At 35.5% G+C, this 14,479-nt stretch carries 10 protein-coding genes; 5 read left to right on the forward strand and 5 right to left on the reverse strand.

Translation table 11 applies throughout. From position 1 onward, the window contains the following. Positions 1-22 precede the first annotated feature (22 nt). The 4 genes from ACFRAE_RS15845 to polA form a co-directional block, all read right to left on the reverse strand. Positions 23-670: a DUF47 domain-containing protein gene (locus ACFRAE_RS15845; RefSeq protein WP_422798148.1), complete on the reverse strand. Its 648-nt coding sequence runs from the start codon at positions 668-670 to the stop codon at positions 23-25. A 79-nt stretch (positions 671-749) separates the two neighbouring features. Next, the gene (locus tag ACFRAE_RS15850) at positions 750-1,775 is read right to left on the reverse strand and encodes a sensor histidine kinase (RefSeq protein ID WP_422798149.1); all 1,026 of its coding nucleotides are present in this window, start codon (positions 1,773-1,775) and stop codon (positions 750-752) included. A 24-nt stretch (positions 1,776-1,799) separates the two neighbouring features. Then, positions 1,800-2,456 (reverse strand): phosphatidylserine decarboxylase family protein, encoded by a 657-nt coding sequence (locus ACFRAE_RS15855; RefSeq protein WP_422798150.1) that lies wholly within the window; start codon positions 2,454-2,456, stop codon positions 1,800-1,802. Positions 2,457-2,564: 108 nt separating this feature from the next. Then, complete coding sequence (gene polA / locus ACFRAE_RS15860) at positions 2,565-5,372, reverse strand: DNA polymerase I (RefSeq protein WP_422798151.1); 2,808 nt, start codon at positions 5,370-5,372, stop codon at positions 2,565-2,567. A gap of 114 nt (positions 5,373-5,486) precedes the next feature. Between polA and rsgA the strand changes: the two genes are divergently transcribed. The 5 genes from rsgA to ACFRAE_RS15885 all read left to right on the forward strand — a co-directional run bounded on the left by rsgA (position 5,487) and on the right by ACFRAE_RS15885 (position 13,465). Next, positions 5,487-6,407 carry a ribosome small subunit-dependent GTPase A gene (gene rsgA, locus ACFRAE_RS15865; protein WP_422798206.1) on the forward strand — a complete coding sequence of 307 codons (921 nt, stop codon included), beginning with the start codon at positions 5,487-5,489 and terminating at the stop codon, positions 6,405-6,407. 61 nt (positions 6,408-6,468) lie between these two features. Next, entirely contained in the window at positions 6,469-8,265 is a 1,797-nt protein-coding gene (locus ACFRAE_RS15870) for a hypothetical protein (protein ID WP_422798152.1), read from the forward strand. A gap of 154 nt (positions 8,266-8,419) precedes the next feature. Beyond that, positions 8,420-10,105 carry a TrkH family potassium uptake protein gene (locus ACFRAE_RS15875; protein WP_422798153.1) on the forward strand — a complete coding sequence of 562 codons (1,686 nt, stop codon included), beginning with the start codon at positions 8,420-8,422 and terminating at the stop codon, positions 10,103-10,105. Between the two features lie 5 nt (positions 10,106-10,110). Next, on the forward strand, positions 10,111-10,797 hold the full coding sequence (locus tag ACFRAE_RS15880; RefSeq protein WP_422798154.1) for a potassium channel family protein: 687 nt from the start codon (positions 10,111-10,113) through the stop codon (positions 10,795-10,797). A gap of 202 nt (positions 10,798-10,999) precedes the next feature. Continuing rightward, a complete protein-coding gene (locus tag ACFRAE_RS15885; protein ID WP_422798155.1) occupies positions 11,000-13,465 on the forward strand; it encodes a YfhO family protein in 2,466 nt (821 codons plus the stop codon). A 59-nt stretch (positions 13,466-13,524) separates the two neighbouring features. Here the strand turns inward: ACFRAE_RS15885 and ACFRAE_RS15890 are convergent, their stop codons facing one another. Continuing rightward, complete coding sequence (locus ACFRAE_RS15890) at positions 13,525-14,136, reverse strand: ribonuclease HII (RefSeq protein WP_422798156.1); 612 nt, start codon at positions 14,134-14,136, stop codon at positions 13,525-13,527. Positions 14,137-14,479: the final 343 nt, after the last annotated feature.

Below are 14,479 nucleotides of genomic sequence, written 5' to 3' on the forward strand. Positions count from 1 at the left end.
GGAATGATCAATAAAAAAATGCTTATGCATTTTTTACTAAAATACTTTCTAAAACATTTGCTACATCTTCACACTTATCTGTAGCATCTTCCATAGCAGAAAGAACTTCTTTGTTTTTAATTAAGTTGATTGCATCTTTTTCATATTCGAACAATTCTGCAACAGCTTTATCAAAAATATAATCCGCTTTATTTTCAACACTATTAATTCTTACACATGAATCGGTGATATTGCGAATGTTTTTCAAATCTTTCAATTCATATAATGCTTTTGCAACATGTTCCGTTGCTTCTAAGATCAAGCTTGAAATTTCTTTCATCGCTTCACTAGCTACAGTAACTTTGTACAATTCCATTCTGTTGGATGCACCATGAATGAAATCTGCTACATCATCTAAGGAACTAGCTAATGCATGGATATCTTCTCTATCGAATGGTGTGATAAAGTTTTTACCTAATTCTAAGTGAATCTGATGGGTTAGGTTATCGCCTTTGTGTTCTAAATCTTCTAATAATTTAGAATTGTTTTTTCTTAATTGAAGGTCAGAAGTGTGCACACTTTCTTTAAGCAATTTAGCCATATCGATTAGATTAGACCCTGCTTGTTCAAATAGCGGAAAGAACTTTTTGTCCTTAGGGACAAAATATTGAAAAATGCTGTTAAAAGACATATTTTTTGTTTTATAATAGCGCAAAATTATGCACTTAATGTTAAGTTAATGTTAAGTTTTATAATATTGTTAAAACTCTTTAGACTTTACTCAATGTAAAAGAGAACGTTGTGCCTAATCCTTCTGTACTTCTAACATGTACATTTTGTTTATGAGCTTCAATAATATGTTTCACAATTGCTAATCCTAAACCTGATCCTCCGATGTCTCGGGATCTACTTTTATCCGTTCTAAAGAATCGCTCAAATACCCTTGGAAGGTTTTTTTCCTCTATTCCTTGGCCATTATCTGTGATTTCAATAAGGATTTGATCAATTAAGGGATGGGTTTTAATGGTAGTTTCTCCGCCATGTTTTCCATATTTGATGGAATTATCAATTAAATTAATCAATACTTGTTGTATTTTTTTTCTATCTGCAACAACAAACTGTGGTGTATTGTTTTTAATGGAGAAAAGTAATTTAATTTTATTTTCGTTCGCTTTATAGCTTAAATCATCAACAATTTCTTTTATCAATATGTTGAGGTCGAATTTCCCTTTTTCTATCAGCACTTCTCCAGATTCGAGTTTAGCAATTTCATCCAAATCATGGATTAGGTAGCTTAAGCGATCTAAATTACGGGAAGCTTTATTTAAAAAACTAAGAGCCATTTCCGGATCCTCTTGTAACATGCCATCTTGCAGAGTTTCGACATAGCCTTGAATGGTAAATAAAGGCGTTTTAAATTCATGAGAGATATTCGACAAAAACTCCTTCCTAAATTTTTCTTGCGCTTTGAGTTGGTCTATTTCCGAGGCCTTTTGCTTTGCCCAATCTTTCACTTCTTGCTCGGCATCTCCTATTGGATCATCAGACTTATGATCCCCTAGGGCATCCTTAAGTTCTTTGCCTAATTTTAAATTATGAATAAGTTTATAAACGGATTTAATACGTTCGTAAACAAATTTTTGAAAAACATAATTTAAAATAGAGAAGGATAATACAAAAGATAGGATTAAGATAAATGTAAATGTAGGCCAATCACGCTCATAATAGTAATTCATTCCCGATAAGACTAAGGAAAACACAAAACTAATGATGAGAATCAAGGACCTAAAATTCATTTTTCCTCGTTTTATGAACGTTGATTACGATAATTTTGCGATGATACTTTTACCTCCAGTAACTGTATCACCAATCTTTACATGAACTTTTGCATCCAAAGGTAAAAACAAGTCAACCCTGGAGCCAAACTTAATAAATCCAAATTCTTGACCTTGCTCTACTTGGTCTCCCTCTTTCACGTACCATACTATTCTTCTGGCTAAGGCTCCAGCAATTTGTCGAAATAAAATTTCTGTCCCATTGTTTTTCTTAACCACTACAGTAGTTCTTTCATTATCTGTAGAAGATTTCGGATGCCAAGCAACCAAGAACTTACCTGGATGATATTTGAAAAATGAAACTAGACCAGAAACAGGATTTCTGTTCACATGAACATTTATTGGAGACATAAAAATAGATACCTGTAGTCTGCGTTCTTTAAAATATTCCGTTTCTTCCGCTTCTTCGATTACAACTACTTTACCATCTGCAGGACATAAAATAACCTCATCATTTAGCGTAATAACTTTTTTAGGACTTCTAAAAAACTGTACGATGGTGACAAACAAAAATCCCGACAGGATATAGATAAACCATTTGATAAGCGTAGATGCATCATAATAATGTGCTATCGCATTGATAATGAAAATAAACAATACGACTATTGCTAAACTGGTGTATCCTTCTTTATGAAATTTCATAATTTTAATTTCTGCAAATATAATGATATTCCTTAAAAACTATGTTTCACAGGGACATGTCCTGGGATAATCATAGCTTATGATGTTGAATTAGACGCTTTAAATATATTAATGTGCCGCTAACCAATTGCTGCCTTCCCCAATTTCTATTTCAATAGGCACTTCCATAGATATCGCATTTTTCATTCGATCTTCTATGATTTTCTTAAATTGTGGTACCTCTGACTGTGGCACATCAAAAACAAGTTCATCATGCACCTGCATAATCATTTTGCCGGCAAGTCCTTGCTCTTCAATGTCCCGTTGAATGTTAAGCATGGCAATTTTAATCAAGTCGGCAGCCGAACCTTGAATCGGAGCATTAATCGCATTACGTTCCGCAAAACCGCGCACAGTCATATTTGCAGAATTAATGTCTCTTAAATATCTTCTTCTTTTCAGGATCGTTTCTACGTATCCTTTTTCTTTCGCAAATTCGATGATATCGCCCATATATTTGCGAATCCCCGTGTATTGTTTGAAATATTGATCTATAATTTCTGCAGCCTCTTTCCTCGAAATACCTAAATTTTGAGATAAACCAAATGCCGATTGACCATAAATAATCCCAAAATTTACCGCCTTTGCATTTCTACGCATATCATTTGTCACTTCCTCCAACGATACATTATATACTTTTGCAGCCGTAGCTTTGTGGATATCCAATCCTTGTTGAAATGCATCTAACATATTTGCATCCTTACTTAACTCGGCCATGATACGCAATTCGATCTGGGAATAATCCGCAGAAAGTAGCGTCCAATTTGGATCTCTGCTGATGAATGCTTTGCGCACTTCTCTTCCTTTCGCTGTCCGAATCGGTATATTTTGTAAATTAGGATTGGTGGAACTTAAACGGCCAGTCGCTGCAACAGCTTGATTGTAGGAGGTATGAATAAGCCCTGTCTGACTATTAATAAGAGTCGGTAAGGCATCCACATAAGTGGATTTTAATTTCTGTAATTGCCTAAACTCTAAAATATCTTTAACAATATCCGATTTGGAGGCTAATGTCAACAGAACCTCTTCCCCAGTTTTGTATTGCCCAGTTTTCGTTTTTTTAGCTTTGGGGTCTAATTGCAATTTATCAAACAAAACCTCTCCCAATTGTTTAGGTGATGCAATATTAAACTTCAAACCAGCCTTTTCATAGATTTGGGTTTCAAGAAGTTTCACATCAACCTCTATCTCTTTTGAAAAAACATGTAAGGTCTCTTCATCAATTTTAACCCCGTTTTGTTCAATTTTTGCCAACACTTGAACCAATGGAAACTCGACTTGTTGCGCCAGATCCAAGGTGTTTGTTTCAATCAGTATAGGCTTTAATTTCTCTTTAAGCTTTAACGTAATATCGGCATCTTCAGCCGCGTATTCTTTGATTTTTTCAAGCGCTACATCGCGCATATTGCCTTGGTTTTTGCCCTTTGCGCCTATTAATGTAGTGATGGATACAGGGATATATTGTAAATAAGTTTCTGCCAAGATATCCATATTATGTCGGGTATCCGGATCAATCAAGTAATGGGCTAACATCGTGTCAAAGATCTTTCCTTTCACCTCTACACCATATCTTGAAAGCATCAAAATATCGTATTTTAAATTTTGACCTATTTTTTCTATGGCTTCATTTTCAAAAACTTCTTTGAATAAGTTTGTGGTTTTCAACGCTTCTTGCTGATCTGCTGAAACAGGAACATAGAAAGCCTTTCCAGGCTCAAAACTAAAAGACATGCCCACCAATTCAGCCGTTAATGCATCCAATCCCGTAGATTCCGTGTCAAAGCAAATAGCTGTTTGAGATTTCAGGGTTGCCAATAATGATAGCTGATCCTCTAAACTTTCGCATAAAGTATACTGATGCTCTGTTGTTGTAATGTCTGAAAATGTACCGCTACTATCTTCTTCCGAATTGGCGGTTTTAGCCTGTAAATCAGCAGGTAAATCTGTTTGGATGGCAAATAAATCCATTTGCCCAGTTTTATTTCCTGTTTGCTCTAGTACAGTAAACTGGTCACCAAAGACTCTTTTCCCTAAGGTACGGAATTCTAATTCCATAAATAAAGGCTCTAAGAGCTCTTTGCTCGGTTCTTCCAAGATCAATTTATCCTCTTCTAATTCAACAGGAACATCAAGGATAATGGTCGCTAGCTTTTTAGAAATTAATCCTTGTTCTGCAAATGTTTCTACGTTCTCTTTAAGTTTTCCCTTTAGCTTATCGGTATTTTGAATTAGTCCCTCTACATTTCCAAATTCTTGAACGAGTTTCTTCGCTGTTTTCTCTCCCACTCCTGGAATTCCTGGAATATTGTCTACAGCATCACCCCACAAGCCTAAAATATCGATAACTTGAGATACGTCCGTAATTTCCCATTTTTCTAATATCTCAGGTACACCCAAAACCTCCGCGCCATTGCCCATCCGAGCAGGCTTGTAAATGAAAATATTGTCAGAAACCAATTGACCAAAATCTTTATCCGGAGTCATGCAATAAACTTGGTAACCTTCTTTTTCTCCTTTTTTCGCCAAAGTACCGATGATATCGTCGGCCTCGAAACCATCCATCGTAATGATGGGAATATTAAATCCTTCAATTAATCGAAAAATATACGGTATCGATGCAGAAAGATCTTCGGGCATCTTTTCACGATGTGCTTTATAGGATTCAAATTCTATATGACGGTTGGTTGGAGCTTCTGTGTCAAAAACAACGGCAATATGGGTAGGTTTCTGATTATTTAATACATCCAACAAGGTGTTTGTAAAACCCATTATTGCGCCTGTATTTAATCCATAAGAGGTTAATCTTGGCGTTTTACTCAACGCAAAGTACGCTCTATAGATTAGCGCCATCCCGTCTAATAGAAATAACTTTTTCAAATTCTTAATTTTTAGTAGTTAGCAAAGTTAACAATTTCAGTACACCCAAAGATTAATAAATTTTTACCATTTTTGCGAAGGTGTATTCGTAAGAAATACGGTAAATAATATATGATGCGAGGATTGGTAACTAAATCTACTGGAAGTTGGTATATCGTTGAGGATGATCAACATAAGCAATATGAATGCCGAATTAAAGGTAAGTTTAGAACCCATGGTATCAAAACGACCAACCCGATTGCTGTCGGGGATTTTGTAGAATTTGAACTGGAACATGGTCAACAAAGTGCCATTATCACCAAATTAGAACCTCGAAAAAATTATATTATTCGTAAGTCAGTTAACCTTTCTAAGCAAACGCAAATTATTGGGGCTAATTTAGATCAGGCCATACTATTGATTACCTTAGCATCTCCAGCCACCTCCACCGGCTTCATAGATCGTTTTCTCGTCACTGCGGAGGCGTACCATATTCCGGCGATTTTAGTTTTCAATAAATTAGATTTATTTTCTGAAGAAGGATTAGAAATTTTGGAAGAGTATACCCAGTTGTACGAGCAGTTGGGTTATCCATGTTTTGTGGTTTCTGCATTGGAGAAAAAGAACCTCCACCCATTGCAAGAACTACTTAAAGACAAAACTACCTTAGTATCAGGCCATTCTGGAGTAGGGAAATCGACGTTTATTAACGCCCTTATTCCTGATTTGGATTTAAAAACTGGTCATATTTCCGAATGGTCGGATAAGGGAAAGCACACCACAACTTTTGCCGAAATGTTTGACCTGCCATTTGGTGGTAAATTAATTGATACCCCAGGTATTCGTGAATTGGGGGTCGTCGATATTGAAAAACAAGAACTTTCCCATTATTTCCCAGAAATGAGACAACTGTTGAGTCAATGCAGATTCCACAATTGTCGGCATATCAATGAGCCTGGATGTGCCGTTTTGCAGGCTTTGGAAGAGGGAGACATTGACCCTTCTAGATACGACAGCTACATCAGCATCTATAACAATGAAAATAATCGGATCTAATTAAACATATTGGCCAAATAATTGTTTCTATTAGCAAATCGTTGTAAACCAATTTGATAATATGAGGCCAGTTTGGAAATGGATTATAGGAATTGTAGTATTTCTAATTATAGTAATAATAGGTGTAGGATTATATTTCAATAGCAATTGGAAGCCTATTTTGGAAACTAAACTTAAAGAAGTGGTTTCCAACTCTACAAATGGGCTATATTCCTTGAAATACGATGATTTAGATTTAAATCTAACCTTAGGGAATGTTACCCTCAAAAATGCAGAACTTATTCCCGATTCTGTCGTTTACCAGCAGTTGGTTCAGAAAAAACTCGCCCCAAACAGTCGATACCACATCAAGCTTGATGCCTTAAAAGTCCGTAGGTTTAACCTTTGGGATGTGATTATGAATCGAAAATTATTCATAAATAACATCGCATTCGACTCTCCAAGTATCCATTTGATGAGTGAAAGGCATGATTTTAATGATACCCTAGGCAATAAACAAAATAAGACTTTGTATGATAACATTAAAGAAATTTTCAGTTCTGTAAATGTTAAAGATATTGATATTCAAAATGTTAAATTTAAATTTTCTAAAATAGAACAAGGAAAATCCAGTGCTTTAGAGCTGGATAGTATTGCTATTAAAATCCACGATGTATTACTGGATGAGACATCCGTAAAAGATACCTCTAGGCTATTCTATACGAAGATGGTCGAAATTAATGTGCCTGGTTTTGAATATGAATTGTCCAATGGGATTTACCTCGCTAAATTTGATCATTTAACCATCAATACCTTGGAACAGAATGTGTTGATGACAAAAGTGGAATACAAACCTAAAATGAGTAAAGCAGATTACTTTAAGGAAAGGAATCAAAATGTAACCATGGCCGTGTTGAAGTTCGATACCCTGCGGTTCGAAAAACTTGATTTTAAACGGGTTATTGACGTACAACAAACCATTGCAAAATTAGTTCAAATTAAGAATGGAACAGTCTCCCTATATAATGACAAACGATACCCTAAAAAAACTTCCTCAAAAATAGGCATGTCTCCACATCAACAATTGATGAAAGTGAAGCAGTTGATAAAAATTGACAGTATATTGGTCGATAATATAGATTTGTTGTATAGTGAACATAGTGCAAAATTTAATCAAGAAGGGACGTTAACTTTTAATCAAGCTAAGGGAGTTATTAGCAATGTCACTAACGATAGTGTGACCTTACAAAATAATAAATTCATGAAAGCAGCTTTAGAAGCTAAAATAATGAATGCAGGATTATTAAAGATTCAATTTGCGTTTGATATGTTAAGTACTACTGGAGAACATACCTATAAAGGAAGCTTAGGCCGAATGAATGCCACAGCTTTTAACAAAATATTGAGACCTTTATTAAATGTGGAATTGGGATCTGGGAATATCCGATCGGTAAGTTTTAATATGCAAGGTACCGATCGAAAAAACTGGGGAGATTTTAGATTTGACTATGATCATCTCAAATTAAATTTGTTAAATGCGCCTAACCAAGATATGAGTAAAACTAAAAAAGGAATTTTATCTTTTGTAGTCAATAATATCCTGATCAATGATAGTAATCCAGATGCCAATGAAAAATATCATGTGGCTAAAGTTAATTACACCCGTGTACCCGAACATACTTTTTTCAAAACACTTTGGCAAAGTTTACTCGATGGGATTAAACAATGTGCTGGCATCAGTAAAGAAAGAGAAGCAAAATTAATGGGAACTGCTGAAAGTGTCAAAGATGTCGCCTCTGAATCCAAAAAAGTGATAAATAAAACGGGTAATTTCTTCAAAGGTCTGTTTAAGAAAAAAGACGACCAAGAAAATGAATAAATGGAAATGAAACTGCTTGATCAAATTCCCAAGCTTATTCCTATGTTTGTAAGTAATGGCTAATATTATCAGCTTCATAAAGTTTATTTTCCGATATCATAACAAAGTTGTAGATCGCATTTTGTTTTATGTGAGTCTTCTCTGCGCGTTGACGATGATTTTGCATGTCGGTTATATTACCAATCCTGAGATTGCTCTTCACAGTAAAAGAGTAATCATCATCATGTACTACGGATTGTTTCTTTTTGAAATTATTCGAACGGGCTCATCCATCTTAGCGGCTCGAGGAATTAATGTATCTCATTATTCTGGAGTAATTGTAGCAGGGTATTTCTTTTTGATCACGCTTGGACGTTTTATGGGGGGCTTTCTTGAGACCTTTTCCAAAGACGAATGGATGTACTTAGGTATTGCGATCGTATTTATTTCCGAGCTCTCCAAAAGCAGCCTATTCTTTGATAATTTCTACTTTAATCCGACCATCTTATTCGTGGTTTCCTTTCTGGGGCTTATCTTGTTAGGCGCATTTTTACTTATGCTGCCAAGAACCAGTATCGAGGCTCCACTAAGCTTCGTCGATGCCTTTTTTATGGCTACCAGTGCCGTGTGTATCACCGGACTTTCTGTAACAGATATCTCGACCAATTTCTCCTTGTTTGGCCAGTCTGTTATTTTGGCGCTTATCCAAATCGGGGGTTTAGGAATCATGACCTTTACAGGTTTTTTTGGGTATTTTTTCTCTGGCGGTTTTTCATTTAAGAATCAATTGATGTTTGGTGAAATCTTAGGGGAGGACAAATTGAACTCTGTGATTTCCACCTTATTGAAGATCATTTTTATAACCCTTTTATTTGAATTCATAGGCGCAGCCATTATTTTTACTACACTAGATCCTAAATTGTTTGATTCCTTAGGCGAACGTATTTTCTTTGCCAGTTTTCATGCAATCTCTGGGTTTTGTAATTCTGGATTTACCATCATTAAAGATGGTATCGTGAATGATGATTATCGTTTTAATTATAGTTTTCAAATGGCTTTAGTGTCCATGTTAATTTTAGGTAGCTTAGGGTTTGGAACTATTTTTAATTTTTATACATTTTTAAAAGAAAAGGTAAAATCTTTCTGGGCGATATACTTCAAAAAAGAAAGTTATAGGCATAAACCCATGGTTTTTACCTTCAACTCTCGATTTATTGTGTTATGTAATTTGGTCGTTATTGTATTAGGCACTATATCGTATTATTTTTTAGAACAACAACACAGTCTTCAAGCAGATAAATCAGAGATTGGAAAATGGGTAAGTTCTATTTTTATGGCCAATTCTGCTAGATCGGCAGGATTTAATAGTATAAATCTTAATTTCATAAATGTTCCCACCTTAATTATGATAGTTACTTTAATGTGGATTGGAGTTTCTCCAGGGTCTACTGGTGGTGGTGTAAAAGTAACCACAGTGGCTATTTCCATTATGAATATTATTGCCTTAGCTCGAGGAAAAGAATCCATCGAAATTTACAAACGTAAAATTGCTTCAGAATCTGTCAATAAGGCTTTTGCCATTATTATATTATCCATTTTTACGATTGCTTTGAGTTTTATATTCTTGAATTTTTCCGATCCAAATCAAGATCTCGTTGCTTTACTTTTTGAAGCAATTTCTGCTTATACCACCTGTGGTTTGTCTTTGGGAATTACCCCCTCACTCAGTGCTACAAGTAAAATAATTTTAATGATCACCATGTTCGTGGGTCGAGTAGGGATGTTGACACTATTAGTTGCGTTTATTAAAAATACCAAGAACAAAAGTTATATTTATCCAACCGAAAAAATATTGTTTTAATTGAAATGAAGTATATCATATTGGGATTAGGGCATTTTGGCAGATCGCTAGCCATTCAGCTGACGGAATTAGGGCATGAAGTTATTGCTGCAGATATCAATTTGACAATCGTAGAGCAAAATAAAGATAAAATTACCCATACGGTATGTATGGATACCACCGATAGAGAAGCGGTGAGTTCACTGCCTTTGAAAGAGAGTAATGCAGTTATAGTAGCCATCGGAGAGGAAGAAGGCGCGAGTTTATTAACGGTTGCCTTACTAAAGCAGCTTAAGGTTAAGCGTATTATTGGTCGTGTAGTTTCTGAGTTGCAAAAAACAGTCTTGGAAGCCATGAATATCGATGAATACATTATGCCTGAGGAAGAGGCCGCAGAAAGATTAGCATTACGCTTGGACAATATTGATATCGTCGATTCATTCAAAATATCCGAAAAATACAGTATTATCGAAACAAAAGTTCCCGAAAAATATATAGGAATGACGCTTAAAGAAGCAGATTTAACCAATAAATATAAAGTCATTGTATTAACCACCGTAAAAGTGGGAAATGAGGGGCTTAAAAATGGCACCTCTAAATCGGCTAAAGAGGCATCAGGAATTGCAAAATCGGATACAGTGCTGTTAGAAAATGATTTATTAGTGTTGTTTGGGGAACTGGCAAATATTAAAAGTTTAATCCAAAAGGGTTAATGTGTGTATAACACATTTCCTGTACTTCCCATAAAGTCTCATTTTGCGAAGCATACCCTTATTTAATGCCATGTAATCGCATGATTGCAGGATAAATGTCCCCTTAATCCATGACAATCTAGGAATTACAAAATTTCATCGTATTTATTGAAATCAATTATATATTTTTGGAGCTATCATTGGTAACCCATTATTACATTACATGAAAAATTGGTTTAAGGAAAATCAGAATCATCTTATTGTTATAGGTGTCTTTCTATTACTAGTCATTTTATATTTTACTCCAGTATGGCAAGGCAAAACATTACTCCAAAGTGATGTTATGCAGGCTAGAGGAAGTCAAAAAGAAATTTTTGATTTCAAAGAGAAAGATGGAAACACGCCATTATGGACAAACTCCATGTTTGGCGGTATGCCTACCTATCAGATTTGGTATGATCATGCAAATAACTTAACAACTCATATTGGTCCCGCTATCCGTACCTTATTTCCACCTCCTTCGGATGTGCTCTTATTATTCCTTTTAGGCGGGTATTTCTTGTTTTCTGTATTACGAATCAAACCTTGGCTTGCGGCTATTGGTGCAATTGCATTAGCTTTCTCTTCCTACAATTTTGTGTATGTCGAGGCAGGTCATATCAATAAGGCCTATGCCATTGCTTATATAGCGCCTATTATTGCTTCCGTTTTATTATGTTACCGGGGCAGTAAACTTTGGGGGCCTGTATTATTGGCTTTATTTCTAGCAATAGAGATTCGAGCGAATCACGTGCAAGTAACCTATTATTTGTTTATTGCATTACTGGTATTAGTAGGCCTTGAATTATATTATGCCATACGCGATAAAAAATTAAATAAATTTTTACAAGCATCAGGCTTGCAGCTTATTGCAGTCGTTATGGCTGTATTGGTGAATGCTTCCGTATTGTTTCCTACCTATGAGTACAGTAAATTAACCATTCGTGGAAAAGCAAATATTGAGAAGGCTGATGATTCGGGTAAATCCTCCACTGGTTTGGATAAAGAGTACGCGTATGCATGGAGTCAAGGGATTAGTGAGACCATTACATTTTTAATTCCGGACGCTTATGGAGGTAAATCTGGTGGATTGTTAGACTCTGAATCTAATGTGGTAAAATCTTTTGTTAAAATGGGTATACCAGAAGGACAGGCCCTACAATATGCAAATGGGTTAACTCCTACCTATTGGGGAGAGAAAAGCTTTACCCAAGGACCTTGGTATTTTGGAGCTGGAATAATCTTCTTATTTATTTTAGGAATTTTTATTGTTAAGGATCGATTGAAATGGTGGATTGTAGCAGCGACGATATTGACCATATTGTTATCCTTTGGTAAAAACTTCCCGCTGATATCGGATTTATTCTTTGACTACTTCCCGATGTATAATAAGTTTAGAGCCGTAGAGTCTATTTTAGTCATTCCTTCGGTTTTGATCCCATTATTGGCTATTATGGCTGTTAATGAGATTATCACTCGCAAAGAGCAAATTATTAATCTAGATAAAAAGCTCCTATATACTGCAGGTGGTTTAGGTGCGATCTGTTTAGTAGTTGCCTTAATGCCGAATATCTTGTCTTTACGTACCAATGAGCATCAAGCATATGTGCAAAACTTGCAACAAATGGTGCAAAGTCAAGAAATGGCCAATGAATTAGTGAATTCCCTGCTAATTGATCGTGCAGACATGGCATCTAAGGATGCTTGGAGGTCCTTTTTTATCCTGCTATTAACCTTTGGGTTTATCTGGTTTTATGTTAAGAAAAAAGCAAGTTTAACTATTTTACTTGCCGCATTGGCTGTGATTACGTTAGTCGATCTTTGGTCATTAGACAAGCGCTATTTAAATAATCAATCTTTTGTAGATAAATCTACCTACGATAGACCAATCCCTGAACGCGAAGTGGATCAATTGATTCATATGGATAAGGATCCTTCGTATCGAGTATTTGATTTGACTACTAGTCCTTTTCAAGATGCTAGTGCGTCTTATTTCCATAAAAGTATAGGTGGTTATCATGCCGCTAAGTTGATGAGATTTCAAGAGCTGTTGGAGCATCAATTTAATGGTAACTTCAATGAGGATGTGTTAGATATGTTGAACGTGCGGTATTTGATCACAAAAGATCAAACGAATAATTCAGATAAGATTCAGCGTCGAAGTACAGCATTAGGTAATGCTTGGTTCGTCAATAATATCAAATTCGTACAAGGCAGTAAGGCGGAAATGGAAGCATTGAATACATTTGATCCTAAAAAAGAAGCCATTATCAGTGAGGGTTTAAAAGATCAATTTGATAATAAAACCATTGGTCAACCGATTAATGCGGAAATCAAATTGACTTCCTACCATCCAGATACGTTGAAGTATGAGTATACAGCCGCTAATCAAGTGTTTGCTGTATTCTCAGAAATATTTTATGATAAAGGTTGGAAAGCTTATGTCGATGGGGTAGAAGTGCCAATCATTCGGACAAATTATTTACTAAGAGGACTTTCCTTACCTGGGGGCAATCATCAAGTGGAGTTTGTATTTAAACCGGCTTCTATGGAAATCAGTAATATGATTTCATTGATAGCGTCCATTATTTTAGTATTGGGAGTGGCTGCTGCCGCTTGGGTTTCCCTAAAACCTAAGAAAAAAGGATAAACATCAAAAAGATAGCCATTGGATTCCAATGGCTATCTTTTTGATGCATATGAAGACCTTCAGAATAAGGGCAATTGTGGATCCTTTATTCTGAAGGTTTTTCTATGATGGGGTGTTATACCAAGATTCAATACAGCTTGTCGATGTTTAATGGTTGGGTATCCTTTATTATTAAACCAATCATAATCTGGGTAATCTTTAGCAATTCCATGCATGTAATCATCTCGATAGGTTTTTGCTAATATGGATGCCGCAGCTATGGAAAGGTATTTCCCGTCTCCTTTCACAATGCAGCTGTAAGGTTTTGTTTGGTAAGGAATAAATTTATTGCCATCGATGATTAAATATTCTGGACTAATACTCAACAGATCCAAGGCTTTATGCATGGCTAGATAGGAAGCTTTGTGAATATTGATTCGATCTATTTCCTCCGCACTTACACTTGCCACAGCAAATGCCAGCGCTTCTTGTTCAATGATGGGCCTTAATAACATTCTTTTCTTTTCCGAAAGTTTTTTAGAATCATTTAATACAGGATTATAATAATCCTTTGGAAAGATCACTGCTGCGGCAAACACAGGGCCTGCCAAACATCCTCGGCCAGCTTCATCACATCCTGCTTCTATGAATACTCCTTGAAAATTAGCCAATAAACTTACTGCTTGCTCCATGTAAACAAAATTAACAATTTGTTTGAAGACAGCGGGTAGGGGGCCTGCAATATTTCTAGGAATGGATGAAGATTTGAAGCCAGTTGGAATGGATTCTTTATATGGTGCTGAGGCTTGAACAAGCCTAGTTCGTTCAACTTATTCTGGCCTTATTTATTCCTCAAATGTAATTTTGGCGAGTTAACTTTCAACATTGTTCAATAGTGTAAGCAAAAAAAAAATGATCCTTTATCCTGTAACTTATCTGTGATTAATATCTGTTTACATTAATTTACACTTCTTCTTTCTTTCTTTGCACAAGATTATATTTAATATGTAGAATTACTTATAATTTTGTCAATAA

Origin of the sequence: Sphingobacterium sp. HJSM2_6 (assembly GCF_049316305.1) — a bacterium.
In the GTDB taxonomy this organism is placed as follows: Bacteria; Bacteroidota; Bacteroidia; order Sphingobacteriales; family Sphingobacteriaceae; genus Sphingobacterium.

What these genes read in the sequence shown, in the direction of transcription:
- ACFRAE_RS15845 (WP_422798148.1), bottom strand. Translation starts at nt 670, where the DNA reads ATGTCTTTTAACAGCATTTTTCAATATTTTGTCCCTAAGGACAAAAAG.
- ACFRAE_RS15850 (WP_422798149.1), bottom strand. Translation starts at nt 1,775, where the DNA reads ATGAATTTTAGGTCCTTGATTCTCATCATTAGTTTTGTGTTTTCCTTA.
- ACFRAE_RS15855 (WP_422798150.1), bottom strand. Translation starts at nt 2,456, where the DNA reads ATGAAATTTCATAAAGAAGGATACACCAGTTTAGCAATAGTCGTATTG.
- rsgA (WP_422798206.1), top strand. Translation starts at nt 5,487, where the DNA reads ATGCGAGGATTGGTAACTAAATCTACTGGAAGTTGGTATATCGTTGAG.
- ACFRAE_RS15870 (WP_422798152.1), top strand. Translation starts at nt 6,469, where the DNA reads ATGAGGCCAGTTTGGAAATGGATTATAGGAATTGTAGTATTTCTAATT.
- ACFRAE_RS15875 (WP_422798153.1), top strand. Translation starts at nt 8,420, where the DNA reads ATGATTTTGCATGTCGGTTATATTACCAATCCTGAGATTGCTCTTCAC.
- ACFRAE_RS15880 (WP_422798154.1), top strand. Translation starts at nt 10,111, where the DNA reads ATGAAGTATATCATATTGGGATTAGGGCATTTTGGCAGATCGCTAGCC.
- ACFRAE_RS15885 (WP_422798155.1), top strand. Translation starts at nt 11,000, where the DNA reads ATGAAAAATTGGTTTAAGGAAAATCAGAATCATCTTATTGTTATAGGT.
- ACFRAE_RS15890 (WP_422798156.1), bottom strand. Translation starts at nt 14,136, where the DNA reads ATGGAGCAAGCAGTAAGTTTATTGGCTAATTTTCAAGGAGTATTCATA.